Here is a 19,709-nt window from a genome sequence, read left to right on the forward strand (position 1 = left end):
TGCGGGGTCGAGCGGCGACGGATCAGGAGTCGAGAGGGTGGCCGATGGCTTCGAGCACGGCGGCCTCGATACGGGCGCGGTCGCGCACGACCCCGCCATCGGCCCATTCCATCCGGGCATCGCCGGGGGCGAGGTCGGGCTCGCCGAGGACGATGAGACGACCCTCGAAGCCGCGCTCGCGGGCGAGGCTCTTCACCAGCGCCTCGGCCTCGTCCACCAGCCTGTCGTTCACGCGCACCACCAGATGCGGCACGCCGCGCAGGTGCTGCAGGGCCGTGCGGGCCGCGTCGCCGATGGCCGCGAGCGGCTGGGTGTCGAGGGCATCGCCGGCGATGCGTCGCGCCAGGGAGACGGCGAAGGCCAGGGCCTCCTCCTCGCGCGCCGCATCCCGCGCGTCCGCCTGACCGATGAGGCCGGCCGCGGCGAGGCCGACGCGGGTGAGGGCATCGGCCATGCGGGCCTGGGCCTGGGCCTCGGCCTGGGCGCGCCCTTCCTGGACGCCGCGGGCATGGGCCTGCGCCACGGCCTCGGCCAGGGCCGCCGCCTCCTTGGGCGGGACGGTCGCGCCTTCGCGCGGCCGGAAATCGGTGTCGAAGAGGAACCGGCGGGCGTTCAATAGACCAGCTCCTCTTCGCCGCTGGACTTGGCGATCATGATCTCGCCCTTCTCGGCCAGTTCCTTGGCGAGCTCGGTCATCTTGGCCTGCGCCTCGTCGACGTCCTTGAGGCGGATCGGGCCGAGCGAGCCCATCTCGTCGGTGATGTTCTTGGCCGCGCGGGTGGACATGTTCTTGAGGAAGAAGTTGCGCACCCGTTCGTCGGCGCCCTTGAGGGCGCGGCACAGGGTGTCGTTGTCGACCTTACGCAGCAGCGTCTGCACACTGCCCGCATCGAGCTTCAGCAGATCCTCGAAGGTGAACATGAGCTGGCGGATCTTCTTGGCCGAGCCGCGATTGGCCTGGTCCAGGGCCGCGAGGAAGCGGCCTTCGGTCTGGCGGTCGAACGCATTGAACACGTCCGCCATCAGTTCGTGGGCGTCCCGCCGTGTGGTCTGCGCGATGGTGGAGACGAACTCCACCCGCAGGGTCTCTTCGATGTGGCGCAGGGCCTCCTTCTGCACCGTCTCCATCCGCAGCATGCGGTTGAGGACGTCGATGGCGAAATCCTCGGGCAGGATCGTCAGGACCTTCGCCGCATAGTCGGGGCGCACCTTCGACAGCACCACCGAGACCGTCTGCGGATACTCGTTGCGCAGGAACGAGGCGAGGATCTCCGGGTCGATCTGCGTCAGGCTCGCCCAGACCCGCTTGCCCGAAGCGCCCTTGATCTCCGCCATGATCGCCGAGACCTGCTCGGTGGGAAATATCTTGAGAAGCAGCGATTCGGTGCGCTCGTAGTTCGAGGTGATGCCGCCGCCCGAGGAGAGCCGCGAGACGAAGTCCACGATCAGCCTCTCGACGGTCTCCGCCTCCAGCGATCCGAGCTGGACCATGGCGTGGGAGACCATCTTGACCTCTTCCTCGTCCAGCATCTGCCAGATCGGCGCGCCCTCCGTCTCGCCGAGGAGCAGGAGAAGCGCAGCCGCGCGCTGGGCGCCGGTCATGGCGCTCAAGCCCGCCTTGCCGAGATCCTGATCCGCGATGACGCTCAACCCCGAGGCCATGCCTCACTCCTCTTCGCCGTTGCCGTTGCCGCTACCGTTTCGAATGCCGTCGCCGTCCCGCTCAACTGTCGTGGATCCAGTTGCGCAGGACCTCCACCGTCTCGCTCGGGCTGCCTCGGACCATGTCCACCACCCGCTGGACGGTCTCCGCCTGCACCTTGCCGTTCAACTGCGCGAAGTCGACGAGGCGGGCCGTGGGGTTGTCGCGAGCCGGAAGCATCTGATCGGCGCCGGGATCGCCACCGGCCAGTGCCGGTCCCGAGACCAGAATGGCCTGGGTCGGTTCGGCGGTGAGGATGCGGCGCACGAGGGGACGGACCACGGCGAGGAGAACGATCACCGTCAGGAGGAGAAGCACCGACAGTTCGACCATGCGCATCACGTCCTCCTTCGACGGAGCCATGAGCGACTGGATCAGCGAAGGCTCGGTGAACTCGACGGGCGCGGGCGTCTCGGCGAAACGCAGGTTGACCACTTCGACCTGATCGCCACGATCCTTGTCGAAGCCGATGGCGGTGCGAACCAGGGTGGCGATCCGCTCGATGTCGTTGGCCGGGCGCGGCTGATAGACGGGGCGGCCATCCGCTCCCGGGACGTAGGCGCCGTCGACGAGGACCGCCACCGACAGGCGCTTCAGACGTCCGCCTTCCTCGACCACCGTCTTGGTGACGCGGGAGATCTCGTAATTCGTGGTCTCCTCGTCCTTCTTCGAGGAATCCTTCGAATTGGGGTTCGGGTTCGGCTGGTTGGCGCCCGGCAATTCGTTTCCGACGGTCACGGCGCCCTCGTTGCCCCCCGTGAGCGCGCTTTCGCTGCGGGTCTGCGTCGAGCGCACGACCTTGCTCTCCGGATCGAAGGTCTCCGAACGGCTCTCGATGCGGTTCCGGTCGAGTTCCGCCGTGACCTGCACCCGCGAGCGGCCCGCGCCGACGATGCCGGCCACGATCTCCTCGATCTGGGACCGCAGGCGGCGCTCGAGACCGACCTGCTTCTCCTCCATGCCGGCGCCGGTCTCGGCCTCCGCACCCCGAGCCCCGTCCGCCAGCAGGCGGCCACGCTCGTCGACGATGGAGATCCGCTCCGGCTTCAGGCCCTCCACCGCGGAGGCGGCGAGATGGCGGATGGCGCGAACCTGGGAGGGGTCCATGTCACCGACGAGCTTGAGCACGATGGCGGCGCTGGGCAACTCGCGGTCGCGCTCGAACAGGCGGCGCTCCGGAATGACGAGGTGGACGCGCGCGGCCTGGACCCGCCCAATGGCCCGGATGGAGCGCGCGAGTTCCCCCTCCAGGGCGCGCAGGTGATTGACGTTCTGGACGAAGTTGGTGGACGAGAACGCATCGCCCTTGTCGAAGATCTCGTAGCCGACGCCCGAGGCGCTGGGCAGGCCCTTGCCGGCGAGGTCCATCCGCAGGCGGGGCAGGTCGGCGCGAGGCGCCATGATGGTCTGGCCCGCATCGCCGCGCGTCTCGTACTTGATGCCGCGCGCATCGAGGTCCCGGATGACAGCCCCCGAATCCTGCATCGACAGGTCGGCGAAGAGGACGCCCATATCGGGCTTCGACACGCGAAGGATCACGAAGGCGAAGAAGCCGATCAACGTCAGGGTCACGGCCGCCATGGCCGCGAGCCGCGCCGGTCCCAACTTCGTCACCACTTCGAGAACGGACTTCACGACGCGACGTACCCACCCGAACCGGAGCGGCGGAAGGGCCGCGCTCGCTCGGCAAAATTTGCCCAGGTCGTGGTTAGCGTCCGGTTAACGATTTCCTTAACCCAGGAAAAAAGGATGGTCGGCGTTCGTCCGTTTCGAGCCGACCCCGAAACGGAAAGAACCGCGCCCCGTGGAGGGCGCGGTTCTTTTTCAAGGAGATCGTTGCTCGAAGGGGACTTCCGGAACCCGGCCCGGATGCCGACCCTCCTCGATCTCAATGGCGGTAGTGCTGAATACGGGTGGTCCGCAATCCGGCCAGGCCATGCTGGTCGATGGAGAACTGCCAGCTCAGGAATTCCTCGGTGGTAAGGGTATAACGCTGGCAGGCTTCCTCAAGGCTGAGAAGACCGCCGCGGACGGCTGCGACGACTTCGGCCTTGCGGCGGATGACCCATCGTCTGGTCGTGGTCGGCGGAAGATCCGCGATCGTCAGCGGGCTTCCATCTGGCCCGATGACGTATTTGACTCTCGGGCGGCTTGGTTCGGTCATGATACGCTCTACAACTCGACTGACCTGTCGAGGTTGGAAGCTACTTGCGCCCGCTTAAGATATGTTGAAGCGGATCGATTGCATCTGATTCGTTTTTTCCAGGATCATGTGGACAACCCGGATCCGATGTTCTGCACGCCCGATATCGGCAGCCGCGATTTGCCGATCAGCAGCACCGGCTCGCTGCCGCTGAGATCGACGCCGTCGACTTTTCCGGCGACCTGCGTGTCGACGCTAACCTGTGCACCAGTGGCGTCGAAGGCATCGATCTTAATCGAGTAGCTGCCGTTGGCAGAGGTGAAGCCGGAGGTGGATCGTCCGTCCCAGGCGAAGGTCTGCGCCCCGGCGGTCAGGGCCTTCGTCTGTGTGGCCACCACGTTGCCCTTGGCATCGCTGATCGTCATCGTCGCCTGCTTTGCGGCACGCGCGGGCGTCAGGGTCCAGACGGCCGAGCCGTCCTTCAGGTTGGCGACCCGACCGTCCGCCGTCACGCTCTGGCCGATGAAGCCCGTGGCGGCGGCGGCGCTCGATGCCTTCGCGTTGTTGAGGATGGAATCGAGGCGGTCGTTCGACTTCAGCTGCTGCTCGACCCCGGCATATTGCACAAGCTGCTGCGTGAACTGGTTGGTGTCCAGGGGGTCCATCGGGTTCTGGTTCTTGAGCTGCGTCGTCAGCAGGGTCAGGAACTGCTGGAAATTGCCGGCGATCTCCTGGGAAGCGCCGGTGGCCGTGCTCGGGTTCGTGATGGAGGAGCTGCTCGAAGCTCCGGTGATGCCGGCTGTCATGGCGGTCTCCTCAGATTCGGATGTCGATGCCGCCGAGGCCGCGCAGCATACGCAGCGGCACGACGTCGTTGGAAAGGCGCGGGTCCTTCAGGTCGGAACCGGGCGTGCCGGAGCGGCCATCCCGGCCGCCCCCGCCATCCCGCTCGGCGCCGTTGCCCCCATCGGAGCCGGTGTCGCTGCGCAGGGACAGGTTGATGGCGGCCTCACCCGCATCGAAGCCGGCCTGCGACAGAGCTTGTTGCAGGTTGCCGACATCGCGCTGGAGCAGGGCCAGGGTCTCCGGCCGGTCGACCGTGAGATGTGCGGTGACCGTGCCGCTGTCCTTGTCGATATCGAGATTCACGTCGATTCGCCCGAGATCCTTCGGATCGAGGCTGATCTCGAAACGGTTCGACCCGGCCAGCGAACGGAGCCCGATGGTCATCGGCACCGCGCCGAGGGGCACCGGCGCCGCCTGGGCCTGGGGGAAGGCGCCGGCGGGGTCGGGCGCCGGTGCGGGAATGTGGGCTGCCGGCACAGGGCTGAACGTCGCCGTAGGAGCCGAAGCGAGATCGTCGGCGGCCACGGTCGAACCGGGGGCTAGCTCGTCGAAAGCCTTGGCCGACGAGGTCTCGCGCTCGGAGGAGGCCGGGCGATCGGTGCCGGATACGGGTACGGCGACCGGACGACCGGCGGCAGCTTGCGCGCCGCCCGCGCCGGGTGCAACGATTGCGCTCGGTTTCGGAGACGAGGCGGCACCGGCCTGAACCGCCATCGCGGGAGCGTTGGCCGGTGGTGGAGGCGCGAGGAGTTCGGGCGGGGCGAGGGCGGACATTGCCGTCGCGGTGGGGTCCGCAACCGCGCCGTCCGCCGGAACCTCCCCATCGTCGTTCCGCTCTTCGGTCGCCGTGACCGCCTCGGCGGCGATGGCCGCAGACGCGATCGCCTGAACCGGAACGGGTATCGCACTCTGTCCAGCCATCGAGGGCGGCAAGGCATTCCCAGCCTGAGGCGGGGCGGCGGATTGAGGGGTCTCATGTCCTGCCTGCACGGAAGAGGCGGACAATGGTCCGGCGCCGCCGGTCATCGGCAAGCCTGCCTTGCCGGCTGGCTGCGGGAAGCCCGACGCCGCCATGCTCGATGGATCTCCCCCCTGTTGCGGCAGGGTGGGCTGCATGTTCGTGCCCTTCGCCGCCGAAGCGTCACGCTGCACCGGCGAACCTCCGAGACCGGCCTCGTTGGGCGGCGTAGCCTGATCCTCGTCCCTTCGGGCTCGCAGCGGCCGTGTCTCGGCCAAATCTTCTATCTGCCCTGAAACCGGATCCTGTTCCCGCAGCGCCGCTTCGGCCGCGCCCACGCCTCCGGCATCGACCTGGACCGGCCCGCGATAAGCGCTCCGCTGCGAAAGCGCCCCCGGCCGTGCGGCATCGCCCTTCGGCCGCGGCGAGGACGGTTCCGCGGTCGGCGAAGCCACCGACGTCGCGACGCCGGTCTTGGCCGCATCACGCTCGCGGATGGCCGTCTTCGGCTCCAAGGCCCTGCGTGAGGACGGCGCCGGATGCGACTCGCCTGCGGGGATGCTGAAACGTTCGAGGCCCGCCGCATCGGTGGCAGGAATCGGGGTGGAACGCGGGGCGACCGCGCTCGTGAACCGCGAGGCCTGGTCTCGGTTGATCGACGTGGTGGCCATTCGGCGTAGTCTCCTCGCCCCCCCACCGCGCAAACTTCGCGCCACGCATCGCACCCGACAACCCGTTGTTTCGACAGGAAAAATTTTCGTCGCTCGCAAACCGATCCTCCGCGACCCGGCGAAATCGTCCCTGTCCAGGCAGGATTTGCCGGGTCCGGCGCGTCGGCATGCGAGACCTGCTCCCGGCCTGCCTGGAAGTTCCACCTCAGGATCGCTATAGACTCCGCATGTGCGGGCGCTGCGGCCTGCCGGCGAACCCGTGACGTGATGAACTCCCTCGACCTTCCCAAGGCCCCGCACGAGACGCGCGTCGTCGTCGCCATGTCCGGCGGCGTGGATTCCTCCGTGGTGGCCGGGCTACTCAGCCAGCAGGGCTACGACGTCGTCGGGATCACGCTGCAGCTCTACGACCATGGCGCGGCGGTCCATCGCAAAGGCGCCTGCTGCGCCGGTCAGGACATCCACGATGCGCGCCGCGTCGCCGAGACGCTCGGCATCCCGCATTACGTCCTCGATTACGAGGACCGCTTCCGGGAATCGGTGATCGACCGTTTCGCCGAGAGCTATCTCGCCGGTGAGACGCCGATCCCCTGCGTCGAGTGCAACCGGTCGATCAAGTTCCGTGATCTTCTCGCCACCGCCCGCGACCTCGATGCCGACGTGCTGGCCACCGGCCATTACGTGGCCAGTCGCCCCCTCGAAGCCGGCGGGCGCGGCCTCTACCGCGCCCTCGATCCGGCCCGTGACCAGAGCTACTTCCTCTACGCCACCACGGCCGAGCAGCTCGATTTCCTGCGCTTTCCCTTGGGCGAACTGCCCAAGGACGAGACCCGACGCCTTGCCCGCGAGCTCGGCCTCGCCATCGCCGAGAAGGCCGACAGCCAGGACATCTGCTTCGTGCCCCAGGGGCGCTACGCCGACGTCATCGCCAAGCTGCGGCCGGATGCGGCGCGCGCCGGCGACATCGTCGATCTCGAGGGCCGGGTGCTCGGCCAGCACGAGGGCATCATTCATTACACGGTCGGACAGCGGAAGGGTCTCCGCCTCGCCGTCGGCGAGCCGCTCTACGTAGTCCGACTGGAGCCGGGTTCCGCCCGGGTGGTGGTGGGGCCGCGTTCCGCCCTCGCCACCAGCCGCATCCGCCTCGACGATCTGAACTGGCTCGGGATCCTGCCGTCCGGCGGGGTCGTCGACATGCCGGTGGCCGTGCGGGTCCGCTCGACCCGTGAGCCGCGCGCCGCGCATCTGACGGTCGATTCCGGTGGAGCAGCCGCCGAGGTCGTGCTGGCCACACCGGAAGACGGCGTCTCTCCGGGCCAGGCCTGCGTCATTTATGCCGATGACGGCCCACGCTCGCGTGTGCTCGGCGGCGGCACCATTCGTCGCATCGACGCGTTGGCAGCCGGAACGGCGCAAGCCGCCTGACGCCGACCCGAGCCAGAACCTTCCCCATCCGCAGGATCTAGAGACGATATGCTGAGCGAGCCGCAGGCCGGTCCGAGCACGGCCCTGATGCGCAAGGCCTATGCCCGCTGGGCACCGGTCTACGACGTCGTCTACGACAAGCTCACCGAGCCCGCCGCGCGCGACGCGGTGATGGCGGCCACCGCCTGCGGGCCGCGTATCCTGGAGGCCGGCGTCGGCACGGGGTTGTCCCTCGGCTATTATCCGGCGGGCAGCTTCGTCTGCGGCGTCGACCTCTCCGAGGACATGCTGAAGCGTGCCCGCGCCAAGGTGCTGCGCCGCCGGCTCACCCATGTCCGTGGCCTTCAGGTGATGGATGTGTGCCGCCTCGGCTATGCCGATGCCAGCTTCGACGCGGTGGTCGCGCAGTTCCTCATCACCCTGGTGCCGGACCCCGAAGCCGCTCTGTCGGAATTTCTCCGCGTGGTGCGGCCGGGCGGCGAGATCGTCCTCGCCAACCATTTCGGCCAGACCAAGGGCGCGGTCGCCAAGGTCGAGGAGATCGTGGCGCCGCTCTGCACCAAGATCGGCTGGTCCTCGGCGTTCAAGTCGACGCGCATCGAGGCCTGGGCGCGGCGCAACGGCGTCGAGTTCATCGGCGTCTCGCCGACCTTTCCCGGTGGTTTCTTCAAGATCCTGAGGATGCGGAAGCCCGGCTGATCCGGCCCGGCGAAGCGGGGACATGACACGCAACTCGAGCGGCGTCCTCCGCCGCGCCCTGCGGTGGCTTCCGATCCTCGCCCTCGTGGCCATCTCGCTGGGCGTCCTCATCTCCGGCGCCCCGCACCTTCTCAGCCTTGACCGCCTGCTGTCCTATCGCGCAACGCTGATGGAGGCTGTGGCCGAGAACCGGTCGCGAGCTATCGGGCTCGCCTGCCTCGTCTATATCGGCTGCGTAATCGTGTCCGTGCCGGCCTCGCTGGTGCTGACCATCCTGTCGGGTTTCCTGTTCGGGGCCGCCACAGGCGCGGGGATCGCCCTCGTCTCGGCGACGACCGGTGCGGCCATCGTCTTCTCCATCGGCCGTGGGCCGATGTCGGAGTTTCTCGTGACCCACGCCGGACCGCGCCTCGGCCGCCTCGCGGCGGGGTTCCGCGACGACGCGTTCGGCTTCATCCTCGTCCTGAGGCTCCTGCCGATCTTTCCGTTCTGGATGACGAATCTCGCCCCGGCGGCCTTCGGCGTTCCCCTCCGCACCTTCGTGCTCGCGACCTTTCTGGGCCTCGCCCCCGGCGCCGTCGTCTATGCGGCAGCCGGATCGGCGATCGAGGATGTCGTCGCGGCCAACGAGGCAGCCAAGGCGGACTGTCTGGCGAGCGGCGCCGAGGCCTGCGACGAGGCCCTGTCCCTGCGGTCTCTCGTCACCGTCAAGACCCTGGCCGCCCTCGGCGGCCTCGCCGCCTTCGCGTTGCTCTCCATAGGGCTGAGGCGCCGCTTCGCCCGCAAGCGGAGCGTCACGTCGCAGATCCCTGTGGCCGGGCACTCGACGGCGCGGCGGCCGGAGCGTAACCGTGATGTAAATCAATCGCATTAAGACGTAGAGTTGATCGCCGAGAGATCGGAATGACCGCCGCGGGAGGCACTGCGCCGGGGAGACCGGGACGAGCCAAGAAGCCCGGGATGAGGGATGATCGGAACCCCGTGATGGACGCGACGCCACGCGCCGGCATGGAACTGCCTGTCCCCGTCGAGGCGGAGGCGCGGGCGGGAATCGGCCGTCATCTCGGCCTGTCGGGCCGGCTGTTCCTCGTGACCATCGCCTTCGTCGCCCTGGTCGAGATCCTGATCTACGTGCCGACCGTGGCGAACTACCGGCGCATGTGGCTGTCGGACCGCATCGCCGCCGCCCAGATCGCCGCCCTCGTCCTCGAAGCCTCGCCGGATCAGCACGTCTCGGAAGACCTCGCGCGCCATCTCCTGAGGGGGGTCGGCGCCAGCGCCATCGCGGTGCGCGGCGACGGGACGCGCCGCCTCCTTGCCGTGGACACGATCCCCTCGGAGGTCGCAGGCCTCGTCGACCTGCGCTCCCATGACTGGATCGCCTCCATCGGGGGGGCATGGCGCACCGTCTTCACCGTGAGCAACGGCCCGGTCCGGGTCATCGGCCATGGCCGGGACGGGTTCGACCTCGTGGAGATCCTCCTCGACGAGGCGCCCCTGCGCGAGGCGCTGATCGACTTCGCCGACCGGCTGCTGCTCTCGTCGCTGGCGATCGCCGCGGCGGTGGCCGGCCTCGTCTTCCTGATGCTGCAGCGGATCATCGTGCGCCCGGTCCGGCGCCTCGCCCGCAACATCACGGAATTCGCCGACGATCCCCAGGGGAGCGACCGCATCATCACGCCGTCGCGCCGGACCGACGAGATCGGTCACGCGGAGGTGGCGCTCGCCCGCATGGAGACGGCGTTGGCCGGCGAACTGCGCCAGAAGCGCCGCCTCGCCGAACTCGGCCTGTCGGTGAGCAAGATCAACCACGAATTGCGCAACCTCCTGACCACGGCGCAGCTTCTGGGCGACCGGCTGGAATCGGTGTCGGACCCGGCGGTGGAGCGCATCGCCCCCCGCCTCCTCGCCACTCTCGGCCGGGCGATCCGCTTCTGCGAGGAGACGCTGGCGTATGGCCGGGCGAGCGAGGCCGTCCCGCAACGGCGCAAGGTCGAGCTCGCGCCGATCCTGGCCGAGCAATCCGACCTGTCCAGGCTCGACGGCGCGTCACGGGTGACGATTCGCGTGGCCTGCGACGAGAATGTCGAGGTGGAGGTCGATCCCGACCAGTTCTCGCGGGCGCTCACCAACATCGTGCGCAACGCCGTTCAGGCCATCGGTTCGGACAAGGCGCGGCTGCTCGATCCAGTGATCGAGATCGAGGCCACGCGCCACGGCCGGCCGGGGGCGGGCGGGGTGACGATCCTCATCGCGGATAACGGGCCGGGGCTTCCCGAACGGGCGAGGGCGAACCTGTTCTCACCGTTCGAGGGGTCGACGCGCGCGGGCGGGACCGGGCTCGGGCTTCCGATCGCCGCCGAACTGATCGAGCTTCAGGGCGGCTCTCTCACGCTGGATACGACGGGGGAGGGGGAAGGCGCCCGCTTCCGGATCGTGATCCCGGACCGCCCGACGACGTCGCCCTGAGCCTATTCCGCGGCCGCCAGGGTCAGGCCCGGCACGGTGATGCCGATGTCGCGAAGCAGTTCGGCATCGGCATCGGTCTCGTTATTGGCCGTGGTGAGGAGGCGCTCGCCGTAGAAGATCGAGTTCGCGCCGGCGAGGAAGCACAGGATCTGCGCTTCGCGGGTTAGCCCCTTGCGGCCGGCGCTGAGACGCACACGCGCCTTCGGCATGACGATGCGGGCGGTGGCGCACATCCGGACGAGATCGAGCGGGTCCACGGGCGGACGGTCCTCGAGAGGGGTCCCCTCGACGGCCACCAGGGCGTTGATCGGCACGCTCTCGGGATGGGGGGCGTGGTTGGCGAGCACCTGAAGCATCGCCGCGCGGTCCTTCACGCCCTCACCCATGCCGACGATGCCGCCGCAACAGACGCCGATCCCGGCATCGCGCACGTTCTGAAGGGTGTTGAGGCGATCCTCGTAGGTCCGCGTCGAGATGATGTCGCCGTAGAAATCCGGGCCGGTATCGAGGTTGTGGTTGTAGGAGGTCAGCCCGGCCTCGGCGAGGCGGCCCGCCTGGGACGGGGTGAGCATGCCGAGCGTGACGCAGGCTTCCATTCCGAGGCCGCGGACACCGCGCACCATGGAGAGGACGGCATCGAATTCCGGGCCGTCCTTGGGCTGGCGCCAGGCGGCGCCCATGCAGAAGCGATGGGCTCCGGCGGCTTTCGCGGCGGCGGCCTCCTTAAGCACCTTATCCACCGCCATCAGGCGCTCGCGCGGCAGGCCGGTGCCCTTGTGGTGCGCCGATTGCGGGCAATAGGCGCAATCCTCGGGACAGGCGCCGGTCTTGATCGACAGCAGGGCGGCGCGCTGGATATCGGCCGGGTCGTTATGGGCGCGGTGGACCTGTGCCGCCCGGAACACGAGGTCGAGGAGCGGCAGGTCGTGGATCGCCTGGATCTCGGCCACGGTCCAATCGTGCCGGATCGCGGGGATCTCGGTGGCGGGCAAGGGGGTGGGGAAGGGGGCGAGGGGGGCCACGGTGTCAGTCATGGCCCCATGAGGCGAATCTTCGCCGGAAAATCAAGCCGGGCCGGCCGCATGCCCCGATGCATTTGGCTTCAGGCCGGCCAGGATCGCCCCCTCACGCCGTCTTGCCGCGCAACCCCGACAGGCCCGACCAGAGCGGCGCGATGAGGTAGCTGGTGATCGGAATGAGCGCGGCCCCGACGACGAGACCCACAATGCCGGAGCCGATCGCGGTGACGATCCATTCAACGACGGGTCCGACCGGCGGCACCATCTTCGCGGTGCCGGCAGCGGCGTCGTGGATCACGTGGGCGACCTGTGGCAGGCCGTAACCTTCGAGACCATGGACGAGGATGCCGCCGCCGACCCAGATCATTGCGGCCGTGCCGATGATGGCCAGGAGCTGCAGGAAGACCGGCATGCCCTTGACCAGGGCACGGCCGAAACCGCGGATCGCGCTGCCGAACACGGACGCCGAAGTGTTCTTCGCCATCGCGACCCCGGCATCGTCCGCCTTCACGATGAGCGCCACGCCGCCATAGACGAAGACCGTGATGCCGATGGCGACCACCGCGAGCACGATCGCCTTCGTCCAGATGCTGCCTTCGGGAAGAGAGGCCAGGGAGATCGCCATGATCTCGGCCGACAGGATGAAATCCGTCTTGATCGCGCTGGAGACCTTGCGCGCTTCCAGAGCCGCGCCGTCCCCGGCATCGGCATCGAGCTTGGCCTCATGCGCATGCGCCTTGTGCGGGAACAACGCCTCGTAGACCTTCTCGGTGCCCTCGTAGCAGAGATAGGCCCCGCCGAGCATGAGCAGCGGGGTGATGGCCCAGGGGGCGAAGGCCTGCAGCAGCAGGGCCGCCGGCAGCAGGAACAGCATCTTGTTGCGCAGCGAACCGATGGCGATCTTGCCCACGATCGGTAATTCGCGCTCGGCCGCGAAGCCCACGACGTAGCGCGGCGTCACGGCGGCGTCGTCGATGACGACCCCTGCCGCTTTCGCACCGGCCTTGGCGGCTTGCCCCGCGACGTCGTCGAGGGAGGCGGCCGCGACCTTGGCGAGCCCCGCGATGTCGTCGAGGAGGGCGATCAGTCCGATGCTCAAGGTTAGGTCCTTCCAACTGCCATGGGCCGAGCCGTGCGATGCGATTTACCGGCCAAGCTGCGTCTAAGCAGGTTTTGCAGAAGTGGCCCCCGGTTCTGCGATAAAACCCTGCGACACAGCAAAGAGCCAAGCAGGGTGAAGCGTTGGCTTGCCGACGCGAACCCGCTTAGGAGAGGAGACGAGCGAGCGGGGATTTCGATCCCCGCCCCGTTTCAATGAGTCGGTTCGCCGGCCGCGACCTTCGCGGTCCAATCGTCGAAGGCGACGATTTCCTGGCGCTGCTCGCCGAGGCCGGTGATGCCGAGGGTCACGACGTCACCGTTCTTGAGGAAGCGGGGCGGATTGCGTGCCATCCCGACACCGGGGGGCGTGCCCGTGGTGATGACGTCACCGGGCTCCAGCATCATGAAATGCGAGAGATAGGCGACGATCTGGGCGACGCCGAAGATCATCGTTGATGTCGACCCCGACTGCATCCGCTCGCCATTCACGTCGAGCCACAGGTCCAGGGCGGACGGGTCGGGGATCTCGTCCAGAGTCACCAGCCACGGCCCGAGGGGACCGAAGGTCGGGCACCCCTTGCCCTTGGTCCAGGTCCCGCCGCGCTCCATTTGAAACTCGCGCTCGGAGACGTCGTTGCAGAGGCACAGGCCCGCCACATAGGACAGGGCCTCGTTGGCATGGACGTAGGATGCGCGCGCGCCGATGACGATGGCGAGTTCCACCTCCCAATCCGTCTTGGCCGACCCCTTCGGCAGAATGACCCGGTCGTTGGGGCCGGAGATGCAGGAGGGCGCCTTGTTGAAGACGATGGGCTCGGCCGGGATGTCGGCACCGATCTCCGCCGCGTGATCGGTATAGTTCAGCCCGATCGCGATGAAGTTGCGGGTGCCGCCGACGCAGGGGCCGAGCCGCGTCTCGGCGGGGAGGAGCGGCAGCGTCTCGGGATCGATGGCGCGCAGGCGCTCCAATGACGTCGTGGCGAGGGCCGCGCCGGAAATATCGCGCAGGATGCCCGACAGATCGCGCAACCCGCCCTCGGCATCGATCAAGCCGGGCTTCTCGTCGCCCACATCTCCGTGACGCACAAGTTTCATCGGTTCTCGCTCCGCTTCGATCCATTGTCAGCCCGAGACATCGGTCCCTCCACCGTCCCTGGCAAGGTGTCGCGACCGGACAGGGACATGTTGCATAATTCATACATCCCTTTGAAAATCCCGCGCGATACGCATTTTTCTGCAGGATACGAGATACGTAAATCGGACAGTTTAGATGTGAACGATTCGTCGCGATGCCTTTCGGTGACACGGGCGACGTATGTCGGCGAAGGCATAGCCGAAGTAAATCGCAGATTATGAAACGATTAACACTTTGCCGCACATGGATTGCATAGACTTGCCAAGAACGGCACTCTTCTGCTCAAGATGCCGGCCGGGGATCACGCCGCGGTAAATCCGAGCATCGCAAGCAAGGGTCGGGAGCAGGACATGGCCATGACGATTCGCAACACGGCTCTGGCGGGACTCTCCGCCGCCGTCCTGACCCTAACGGCAGGGGACGCCATGGCCGGCGCGTTCGGCATCCGCGAACAGAGCACCCTCGCGCAGGGTCAGGCTTTCGCGGGCGCCGCGTCCGGCTCCGGCGGCGTCTCCTCAATGTTCTGGAACCCGGCCACGATCACCATGAACCCCGGCTGGGTCAGCGAGCAGAATCTCAGCTTCATCAACCTCTCCTCCAAGATCACCCCGACCGACGGCACCTCGCCATTGTTCGCGCCGCTGGGCGGCAGCGGCGATATCGGCCAGGGCGCCGTGATCCCGGCCGGCGCCACCTCCTACCAGCTCACCGACCGGCTCTGGATCGGCATCCAGACCGGCGCTCCCTTCGGCCTCGTGACCAAGCCTCGCGACGACTGGGCCGGCGAAGTCTACGGACGGTCGAGCCGCATCTTCTCGCTTTCGTTCAACCCGACCATCGGCTTCAAGGTCAACGAGTGGCTCTCGATCGCCGCCGGGCCGAACATCGAGTATTTCCGGCTGACCCTTCGCCAGGCCTTCCCGCTCTCGTTCAGCCCGCTCATCGCCCCCAACGCGTCGCTCAAGGGAGAATCCTGGGGCGTCGGCTTCACGGCGGGCGTGCTCATCACCCCCTGGGCCGGCACGGCGTTGGGCGTCGGCTATCGCTCCTCCGTGCATCACGACATCGAAGGCGCCTTCCTTTTGCCGGGGCCGGCGGCCTTCCTGAGCCAGCAGGTCACCGCCAACCTCAATACCCCGGAGAAGGTGAGTGTCGGCCTGACCCAGGCCGTCAGCCCGGTCGCCCGCGTCAATCTCGGTTTCGAGTGGGACAATTGGTCGAGGCTCGGCGATGTCGGCATCGTCGGCCGCACCACCGGCGGCATCGCGACCACGCTGCCCCTGAACTACAAGGACGGCTACACCTATTCCGTCGGCGGCGAGTACGATTGGTCGCCAGCCCTCACCGTTCGGGCCGGTCTCGCCTACGAACAATCGCCCATCGATTTCTCGAACCGCTCGGTTCGGCTGCCCGACAGCGACCGCTTCAACGTCTCGCTCGGCGGCAGCTATCGTTGGAGCGAGAAGCTGACCCTCAACATCGCCTATTCTCACCTCTTCCTCGTGGGCGATTCGAAGCTCCTCGCCGGTCCGGGCCGCGACTACAACTTCCGCAACATTCCCTTCGCCGCCGATACGAGCGGCAGCGCGGACATCGTTTCGGTGGGCTTCCGCTACGTCTTCGGCACGCCGGCCGCTCCGATCGCTTCCGCGCCGCTGGTTCGGAAGTTCTGAGTGTCCTCAGCCGGAACACCGAGGCAGTGTGGAGATCTTCCCCTCGTCGACCTCATCCTGAGCTGCGGCGACAGCCGCCTTGAAGGATGAGGTGACGGGGATCCGAAAAAACGCAGCCGAACACCCGTCATCCGGCCGCAGGGACCACCGACGATCCCGTTCTCGACTCGGCCATTCGAAACGAATGGCAACGACCCAATCCGATCACGCCTTCATGCGGACATAGGTTCCGGGCGCCGGCCCGAGGGAGGGCAGACCACCCTCGCCGGGAATCCGGGCCGGCACGCGGGCCGGGGCCTGCTTCTCCAGCCATTCGAACCAGTAGGGCCACCACGACCCCTTGTGCTCGGTCGCCGCCGAAATCCAATCCTCCAGACGCCCCTTGGCCGCACCGCCGGTCCAGAACCCGTATTTCGGTTTGGAGGGTGGGTTGACCACGCCGGCGATGTGACCGGACCCGGCCAGCACGTAATCGACCTTGCCGCCGAATTTCGACGACCCTTCGAAGACGGAGATGGCGGGCGCGATGTGATCCTCCCGGGTGGCGAGGTTGAAGATCGGCACCTTCACCTTCTTCAGGTCGAGGCGGACGTTACCGAGGATCATGCGCCCCTGGGCCAGGGTGTTATCGAGGTAGCAATTGCGCAGGTAGAAGGAATGGTTGGCCGCCGGCATCCGCGTGGCGTCGGCGTTCCAGTAGAGCAGGTCGAAGGCCGAGGGCGTCTGCCCCTTCACGTAGTTGTTGACCACGTAGGACCAGATCAGGTCGTTCGGCCGCAGCATGTTGAAGGCGGTCGCCATGCCCGAGCCTTCGAGGTAGCCGCGCTTCTTCATCCGCGCCTCGATGCTGCGGATCTGCTCCTCGTCGGCGAAGACCTTGAGGTCGCCGGCATGGGTGAAGTCCACCTGCGTCGTCAGGAGGGTGGCGCTGTTGATGCGCTTGTTGCCCGTGGCCGCCTGCATCGCCAGGGTCACCGCCAGCAGGGTGCCGCCGACACAATATCCCGCCGCCGCCACCTCGCTCTCACCGGTGGCGACACCGATCGCGTCGATGGCCGCCTCGATGCCCTCGCGCATGTAGCTCTCGAAATCCTTGTCGGCGTGGCGCTCGTCGGGGTTCACCCACGAGATGCAGAAGACCGTGAGGCCCTGCGACACCATCCAGCCGATCAGGCTCTTCGACGGGTTGAGATCGAGGATGTAGAACTTGTTGATCCAGGGCGGCACGATCAGGAACGGGCGCTTGAGCACCGTCTCGGTGGTCGGCGAGTATTGAATGAGCTCCATCAGGTCGTTGCGGAACACCACCTCGCCGGGGGACACCGCGACGTTGACTCCGACCTCGAAGCCGGACGGATCTGTCTGGCGGACCCGCAGCTGGCCCTTCCCGGCCTCGATGTCTTCGGCGAGCATCTTCATGCCGCGCACGAGATTGGCACCGTTCTCCTGCAGCGTGTGCCGAATCAGCTCGGGATTGGTCATCACGAAATTGGAGGGCGAGAGCGCGCCGACGATCTGGCGCAGGTAGAACTGCGCCTTGTGGCGCGTATGCTCGTCGATCCCGTCGGCCTCGTCGACGAGCTCTTCCGCCCAGCGGGAGGTGATGAGGTAGCTCTGCTTGATGAAGTCGAAGATCGGGTTGGTGGACCATTCCGCGTGTTTGAAGCGGTTGTCCTTCGCCTCGGGCAACGCCACGGGCGACGCTTCCTCGCCCTGGAGGCGATGCCAGGTCGAGCCCCAGAGGGTGATGAACGCGTCGCTGAGCTTCTTCTGGGCTTCGAGGGACTTCTGCGGGTCGACCATCCAGCGCTCGACGACGGTGCCGAGGGTCTTGACGACGTCGTTGACCTCTTCCGGAGGCTTGGCCAGTTCGGGATCGAGCGGGTCCGCCTGGCTGATCGGCTTCATGTAGGCGCCGGCCGTGCGGGTGAACTCCTCGATCAGCAACGTCGCGTTGCGGGACAAGGCGTCGATATCGGGAAGCGGTGTCGTCCTGTCGGTCGTCACGCGTTGATTTCCCCTCTATTTCCGCGGGACGGCCCGGCCGAACCGTCCTCGTTCTCGACAAATTAACGCGGCACCTCGACTTTCCGCCAGGGCGCGGCTTACGTTTCAGGTCATTATGTCAGAGCCTTCATCACGGAATCACAGGCGGTGCGGCTTCGTCCCCCGTCTGGCCCTCGTCCTCGGCGGCCTTCTCGCCGCGGGAGGATGCTCCGGCGACCTCAACGCCATGCGCGGCGCCTATACGCTCGCCGGGGGCGGGCCGAAGGATGTGAAGGCGCCCGATTTCGTGGTGCAATCCCGCAAGACCGACGCCGAATACCTGCCCGTCGGCGTCGCAGCACCAGCCAGGCCCATCAGCGCCCGCACCGCCGAAGGGACCAAGAGTCTCGAGAACGATCTGATGGGCGCTCGTGGCCGTAACGAAGCCAAGGGCCGTGCCGCCGAGAGCGCCGCCCGCGCCACAGGCCAGATCCAGCCTGCACAATAACGGTCGGCTCCGGGCCGCCGAAATGGTAGACAGGTCGACCACGTCAGAGTGATGACAGTTTTGAACGCGCGAATCATGCGATTGGCGCATCGGACCCCGTGAAGCCCATGACCGACTTTCACCGCATCAAGCGCCTGCCCCCTTACGTGTTCGAGCAGGTCAACCGGATCAAGGCCCAGGCGCGCGCCAATGGCGCCGACATCATCGATCTCGGCATGGGCAATCCCGATCTCGACGCCCCGCGCCACGTCATCGCCAAGCTGGTGGAGACGGCCGGCCGGCCGCGCACGGACCGCTATTCGTCCTCGAAGGGCATCGCGGGTCTCCGCCGGGCGCAGGCCAACTACTACAAGCGCCGTTTCGGCGTGAGCCTGAACCCCGACACGCAAGTGGTGGCGACGCTCGGCTCCAAGGAAGGCTTCGCCAACATGGCGCAGGCGATCACCGCGCCGGGCGACGTGGTGCTGGTGCCGAACCCGAGCTACCCGATCCACGCCTTCGGCTTCCTGATGGCGGGCGGCGTGATCCGCTCCGTGCCGGCCGAGCCGACCCCGGCCTTCTTCCCCGCCGTCGAGAAGGCGATGCAGCACTCGATCCCCAAGCCCGTGGCGATCGTCGTCTGCTATCCCTCGAACCCCACGGCCTACGTGGCGAGCCTCGATTTTTACCGGGACCTCGTCGCTTTCGCCAAGCGCCACGAGATCATCATCCTGTCCGATCTCGCCTATGCGGAGGTCTATTTCGACGGCGAGCCGCCGCCCTCCGTGCTGGAGGTGCCGGGCGCCATCGACTGCACGGTGGAGTTCACCTCGCTGTCGAAGACCTTCTCCATGGCCGGCTGGCGCATGGGTTTCGCGGTGGGCAACGAGCGCCTGCTCGCCGCTCTCACGCGGGTGAAATCCTACCTCGATTACGGGGCGTTCACGCCGATCCAGGTGGCGGCCACCGCCGCCCTCAACGGACCCGAGGATTGCATCGTGGAGATGCGCTCGATCTACAAGAAGCGCCGCGACGCGCTGATCGAGTCGTTCGACAAGACCGGCTGGAAGATCCCGAGCCCGTCGGCTTCGATGTTCGCCTGGGTGCCGATCCCGGAGAAGTATCAGGGCCTCGGCAGCCTCGAATTCTCCAAGCTCCTCCTCGAGAAGTCGGACGTGGCGGTGGCACCGGGCATCGGCTTCGGCGAACACGGCGACAATTACGTTCGTATCGCGCTGGTGGAGAACGAGCAGCGCATCCGCCAGGCGGCCCGCAACATCCGCCGCTTCTTCGAGACGTCGGACCGCACGCTCCACAACGTCGTCCCGCTCACGAAAGCGGGCTGAATCGCGTCATCGGTGATGTTGCGGGGGGGAGACAGGTCGCGCCAAAGCG

General features: G+C 67.3%; 17 protein-coding genes. 7 read left to right on the top strand and 10 right to left on the bottom strand.

The window, feature by feature from the left end:
- Positions 1 to 22: 22 nt before the first annotated feature.
- The 6 genes from ASF08_RS14310 to ASF08_RS25860 all read right to left on the bottom strand — a co-directional run bounded on the left by ASF08_RS14310 (position 23) and on the right by ASF08_RS25860 (position 6,320).
- Positions 23 to 616: a FliH/SctL family protein gene (locus ASF08_RS14310; protein ID WP_056146408.1), complete on the bottom strand. Its 594-nt coding sequence runs from the start codon at positions 614 to 616 to the stop codon at positions 23 to 25.
- On the bottom strand, positions 613 to 1,662 hold the full coding sequence (fliG, locus tag ASF08_RS14315; RefSeq protein ID WP_018044454.1) for a flagellar motor switch protein FliG: 1,050 nt from the start codon (positions 1,660 to 1,662) through the stop codon (positions 613 to 615). The genes ASF08_RS14310 and fliG overlap by 4 nt, the downstream gene beginning before the upstream one ends.
- A 61-nt stretch (positions 1,663 to 1,723) precedes the next feature.
- Positions 1,724 to 3,283, bottom strand: coding sequence for a flagellar basal-body MS-ring/collar protein FliF (gene fliF, locus ASF08_RS14320; protein ID WP_244973620.1), 1,560 nt, complete (start codon positions 3,281 to 3,283; stop codon positions 1,724 to 1,726).
- Between the two features lie 307 nt (positions 3,284 to 3,590).
- The gene (gene sciP / locus ASF08_RS14325; RefSeq protein WP_018044452.1) at positions 3,591 to 3,866 is read right to left on the bottom strand and encodes a CtrA inhibitor SciP; all 276 of its coding nucleotides are present in this window, start codon (positions 3,864 to 3,866) and stop codon (positions 3,591 to 3,593) included.
- 104 nt (positions 3,867 to 3,970) lie between these two features.
- Complete coding sequence (locus ASF08_RS14330) at positions 3,971 to 4,651, bottom strand: flagellar hook assembly protein FlgD (RefSeq protein WP_018044451.1); 681 nt, start codon at positions 4,649 to 4,651, stop codon at positions 3,971 to 3,973.
- Positions 4,652 to 4,661: 10 nt separating this feature from the next.
- Positions 4,662 to 6,320, bottom strand: a complete 1,659-nt coding sequence (locus ASF08_RS25860; RefSeq protein ID WP_056146413.1) for a flagellar hook-length control protein FliK — start codon at positions 6,318 to 6,320, stop codon at positions 4,662 to 4,664.
- A 267-nt stretch (positions 6,321 to 6,587) separates the two neighbouring features.
- Here ASF08_RS25860 and mnmA point away from each other — a divergent pair, with 267 nt between their 5' ends.
- The 4 genes from mnmA to ASF08_RS14355 all read left to right on the top strand — a co-directional run bounded on the left by mnmA (position 6,588) and on the right by ASF08_RS14355 (position 10,913).
- A complete protein-coding gene (mnmA, locus tag ASF08_RS14340; RefSeq protein ID WP_056146416.1) occupies positions 6,588 to 7,745 on the top strand; it encodes a tRNA 2-thiouridine(34) synthase MnmA in 1,158 nt (385 codons plus the stop codon).
- A 48-nt stretch (positions 7,746 to 7,793) separates the two neighbouring features.
- Positions 7,794 to 8,444: a class I SAM-dependent methyltransferase gene (locus tag ASF08_RS14345; RefSeq protein WP_018044448.1), complete on the top strand. Its 651-nt coding sequence runs from the start codon at positions 7,794 to 7,796 to the stop codon at positions 8,442 to 8,444.
- A gap of 22 nt (positions 8,445 to 8,466) precedes the next feature.
- Positions 8,467 to 9,318 carry a TVP38/TMEM64 family protein gene (locus tag ASF08_RS14350; RefSeq protein ID WP_056146419.1) on the top strand — a complete coding sequence of 284 codons (852 nt, stop codon included), beginning with the start codon at positions 8,467 to 8,469 and terminating at the stop codon, positions 9,316 to 9,318.
- 110 nt (positions 9,319 to 9,428) lie between these two features.
- Positions 9,429 to 10,913 carry a sensor histidine kinase gene (locus ASF08_RS14355; RefSeq protein ID WP_082473210.1) on the top strand — a complete coding sequence of 495 codons (1,485 nt, stop codon included), beginning with the start codon at positions 9,429 to 9,431 and terminating at the stop codon, positions 10,911 to 10,913.
- Between the two features lie 2 nt (positions 10,914 to 10,915).
- Here ASF08_RS14355 and bioB read toward each other — a convergent pair whose 3' ends face one another.
- The 3 genes from bioB to ASF08_RS14370 form a co-directional block, all read right to left on the bottom strand.
- Positions 10,916 to 11,947, bottom strand: a complete 1,032-nt coding sequence (bioB, locus tag ASF08_RS14360; protein ID WP_056146426.1) for a biotin synthase BioB — start codon at positions 11,945 to 11,947, stop codon at positions 10,916 to 10,918.
- Positions 11,948 to 12,038: 91 nt separating this feature from the next.
- Entirely contained in the window at positions 12,039 to 13,031 is a 993-nt protein-coding gene (locus ASF08_RS14365) for a DUF808 domain-containing protein (protein WP_056146429.1), read from the bottom strand.
- 212 nt (positions 13,032 to 13,243) lie between these two features.
- Positions 13,244 to 14,128, bottom strand: coding sequence for a fumarylacetoacetate hydrolase family protein (locus ASF08_RS14370; protein WP_056146432.1), 885 nt, complete (start codon positions 14,126 to 14,128; stop codon positions 13,244 to 13,246).
- Positions 14,129 to 14,518: 390 nt separating this feature from the next.
- Here ASF08_RS14370 and ASF08_RS14375 point away from each other — a divergent pair, with 390 nt between their 5' ends.
- Positions 14,519 to 15,841 (top strand): OmpP1/FadL family transporter, encoded by a 1,323-nt coding sequence (locus ASF08_RS14375; protein ID WP_056146611.1) that lies wholly within the window; start codon positions 14,519 to 14,521, stop codon positions 15,839 to 15,841.
- A gap of 204 nt (positions 15,842 to 16,045) precedes the next feature.
- Here the strand turns inward: ASF08_RS14375 and ASF08_RS14380 are convergent, their stop codons facing one another.
- Complete coding sequence (locus ASF08_RS14380) at positions 16,046 to 17,848, bottom strand: PHA/PHB synthase family protein (RefSeq protein ID WP_056146436.1); 1,803 nt, start codon at positions 17,846 to 17,848, stop codon at positions 16,046 to 16,048.
- A 226-nt stretch (positions 17,849 to 18,074) separates the two neighbouring features.
- Here ASF08_RS14380 and ASF08_RS14385 point away from each other — a divergent pair, with 226 nt between their 5' ends.
- Positions 18,075 to 18,335 carry a hypothetical protein gene (locus tag ASF08_RS14385; RefSeq protein ID WP_018044440.1) on the top strand — a complete coding sequence of 87 codons (261 nt, stop codon included), beginning with the start codon at positions 18,075 to 18,077 and terminating at the stop codon, positions 18,333 to 18,335.
- Between the two features lie 107 nt (positions 18,336 to 18,442).
- Positions 18,443 to 19,660, top strand: coding sequence for an LL-diaminopimelate aminotransferase (locus ASF08_RS14390; RefSeq protein ID WP_018044439.1), 1,218 nt, complete (start codon positions 18,443 to 18,445; stop codon positions 19,658 to 19,660).
- Positions 19,661 to 19,709: the final 49 nt, after the last annotated feature.

The organism is Methylobacterium sp. Leaf85, assembly GCF_001422125.1.
Lineage (GTDB): Bacteria > Pseudomonadota > Alphaproteobacteria > Rhizobiales > Beijerinckiaceae > Methylobacterium > Methylobacterium bullatum.

Coding starts and splice junctions, on each gene's coding strand:
- sciP (WP_018044452.1), bottom strand. CDS start 3,866: ATGACCGAACCAAGCCGCCCGAGAGTCAAATACGTCATCGGGCCAGAT.
- ASF08_RS14345 (WP_018044448.1), top strand. CDS start 7,794: ATGCTGAGCGAGCCGCAGGCCGGTCCGAGCACGGCCCTGATGCGCAAG.
- ASF08_RS14390 (WP_018044439.1), top strand. CDS start 18,443: ATGACCGACTTTCACCGCATCAAGCGCCTGCCCCCTTACGTGTTCGAG.
- ASF08_RS14385 (WP_018044440.1), top strand. CDS start 18,075: ATGCGCGGCGCCTATACGCTCGCCGGGGGCGGGCCGAAGGATGTGAAG.
- ASF08_RS14350 (WP_056146419.1), top strand. CDS start 8,467: ATGACACGCAACTCGAGCGGCGTCCTCCGCCGCGCCCTGCGGTGGCTT.
- ASF08_RS14370 (WP_056146432.1), bottom strand. CDS start 14,128: ATGAAACTTGTGCGTCACGGAGATGTGGGCGACGAGAAGCCCGGCTTG.
- ASF08_RS14375 (WP_056146611.1), top strand. CDS start 14,519: ATGGCCATGACGATTCGCAACACGGCTCTGGCGGGACTCTCCGCCGCC.
- fliG (WP_018044454.1), bottom strand. CDS start 1,662: ATGGCCTCGGGGTTGAGCGTCATCGCGGATCAGGATCTCGGCAAGGCG.
- bioB (WP_056146426.1), bottom strand. CDS start 11,947: ATGACTGACACCGTGGCCCCCCTCGCCCCCTTCCCCACCCCCTTGCCC.
- mnmA (WP_056146416.1), top strand. CDS start 6,588: ATGAACTCCCTCGACCTTCCCAAGGCCCCGCACGAGACGCGCGTCGTC.
- ASF08_RS14355 (WP_082473210.1), top strand. CDS start 9,429: ATGGACGCGACGCCACGCGCCGGCATGGAACTGCCTGTCCCCGTCGAG.
- ASF08_RS25860 (WP_056146413.1), bottom strand. CDS start 6,320: ATGGCCACCACGTCGATCAACCGAGACCAGGCCTCGCGGTTCACGAGC.
- fliF (WP_244973620.1), bottom strand. CDS start 3,283: ATGGCGGCCGTGACCCTGACGTTGATCGGCTTCTTCGCCTTCGTGATC.
- ASF08_RS14330 (WP_018044451.1), bottom strand. CDS start 4,651: ATGACAGCCGGCATCACCGGAGCTTCGAGCAGCTCCTCCATCACGAAC.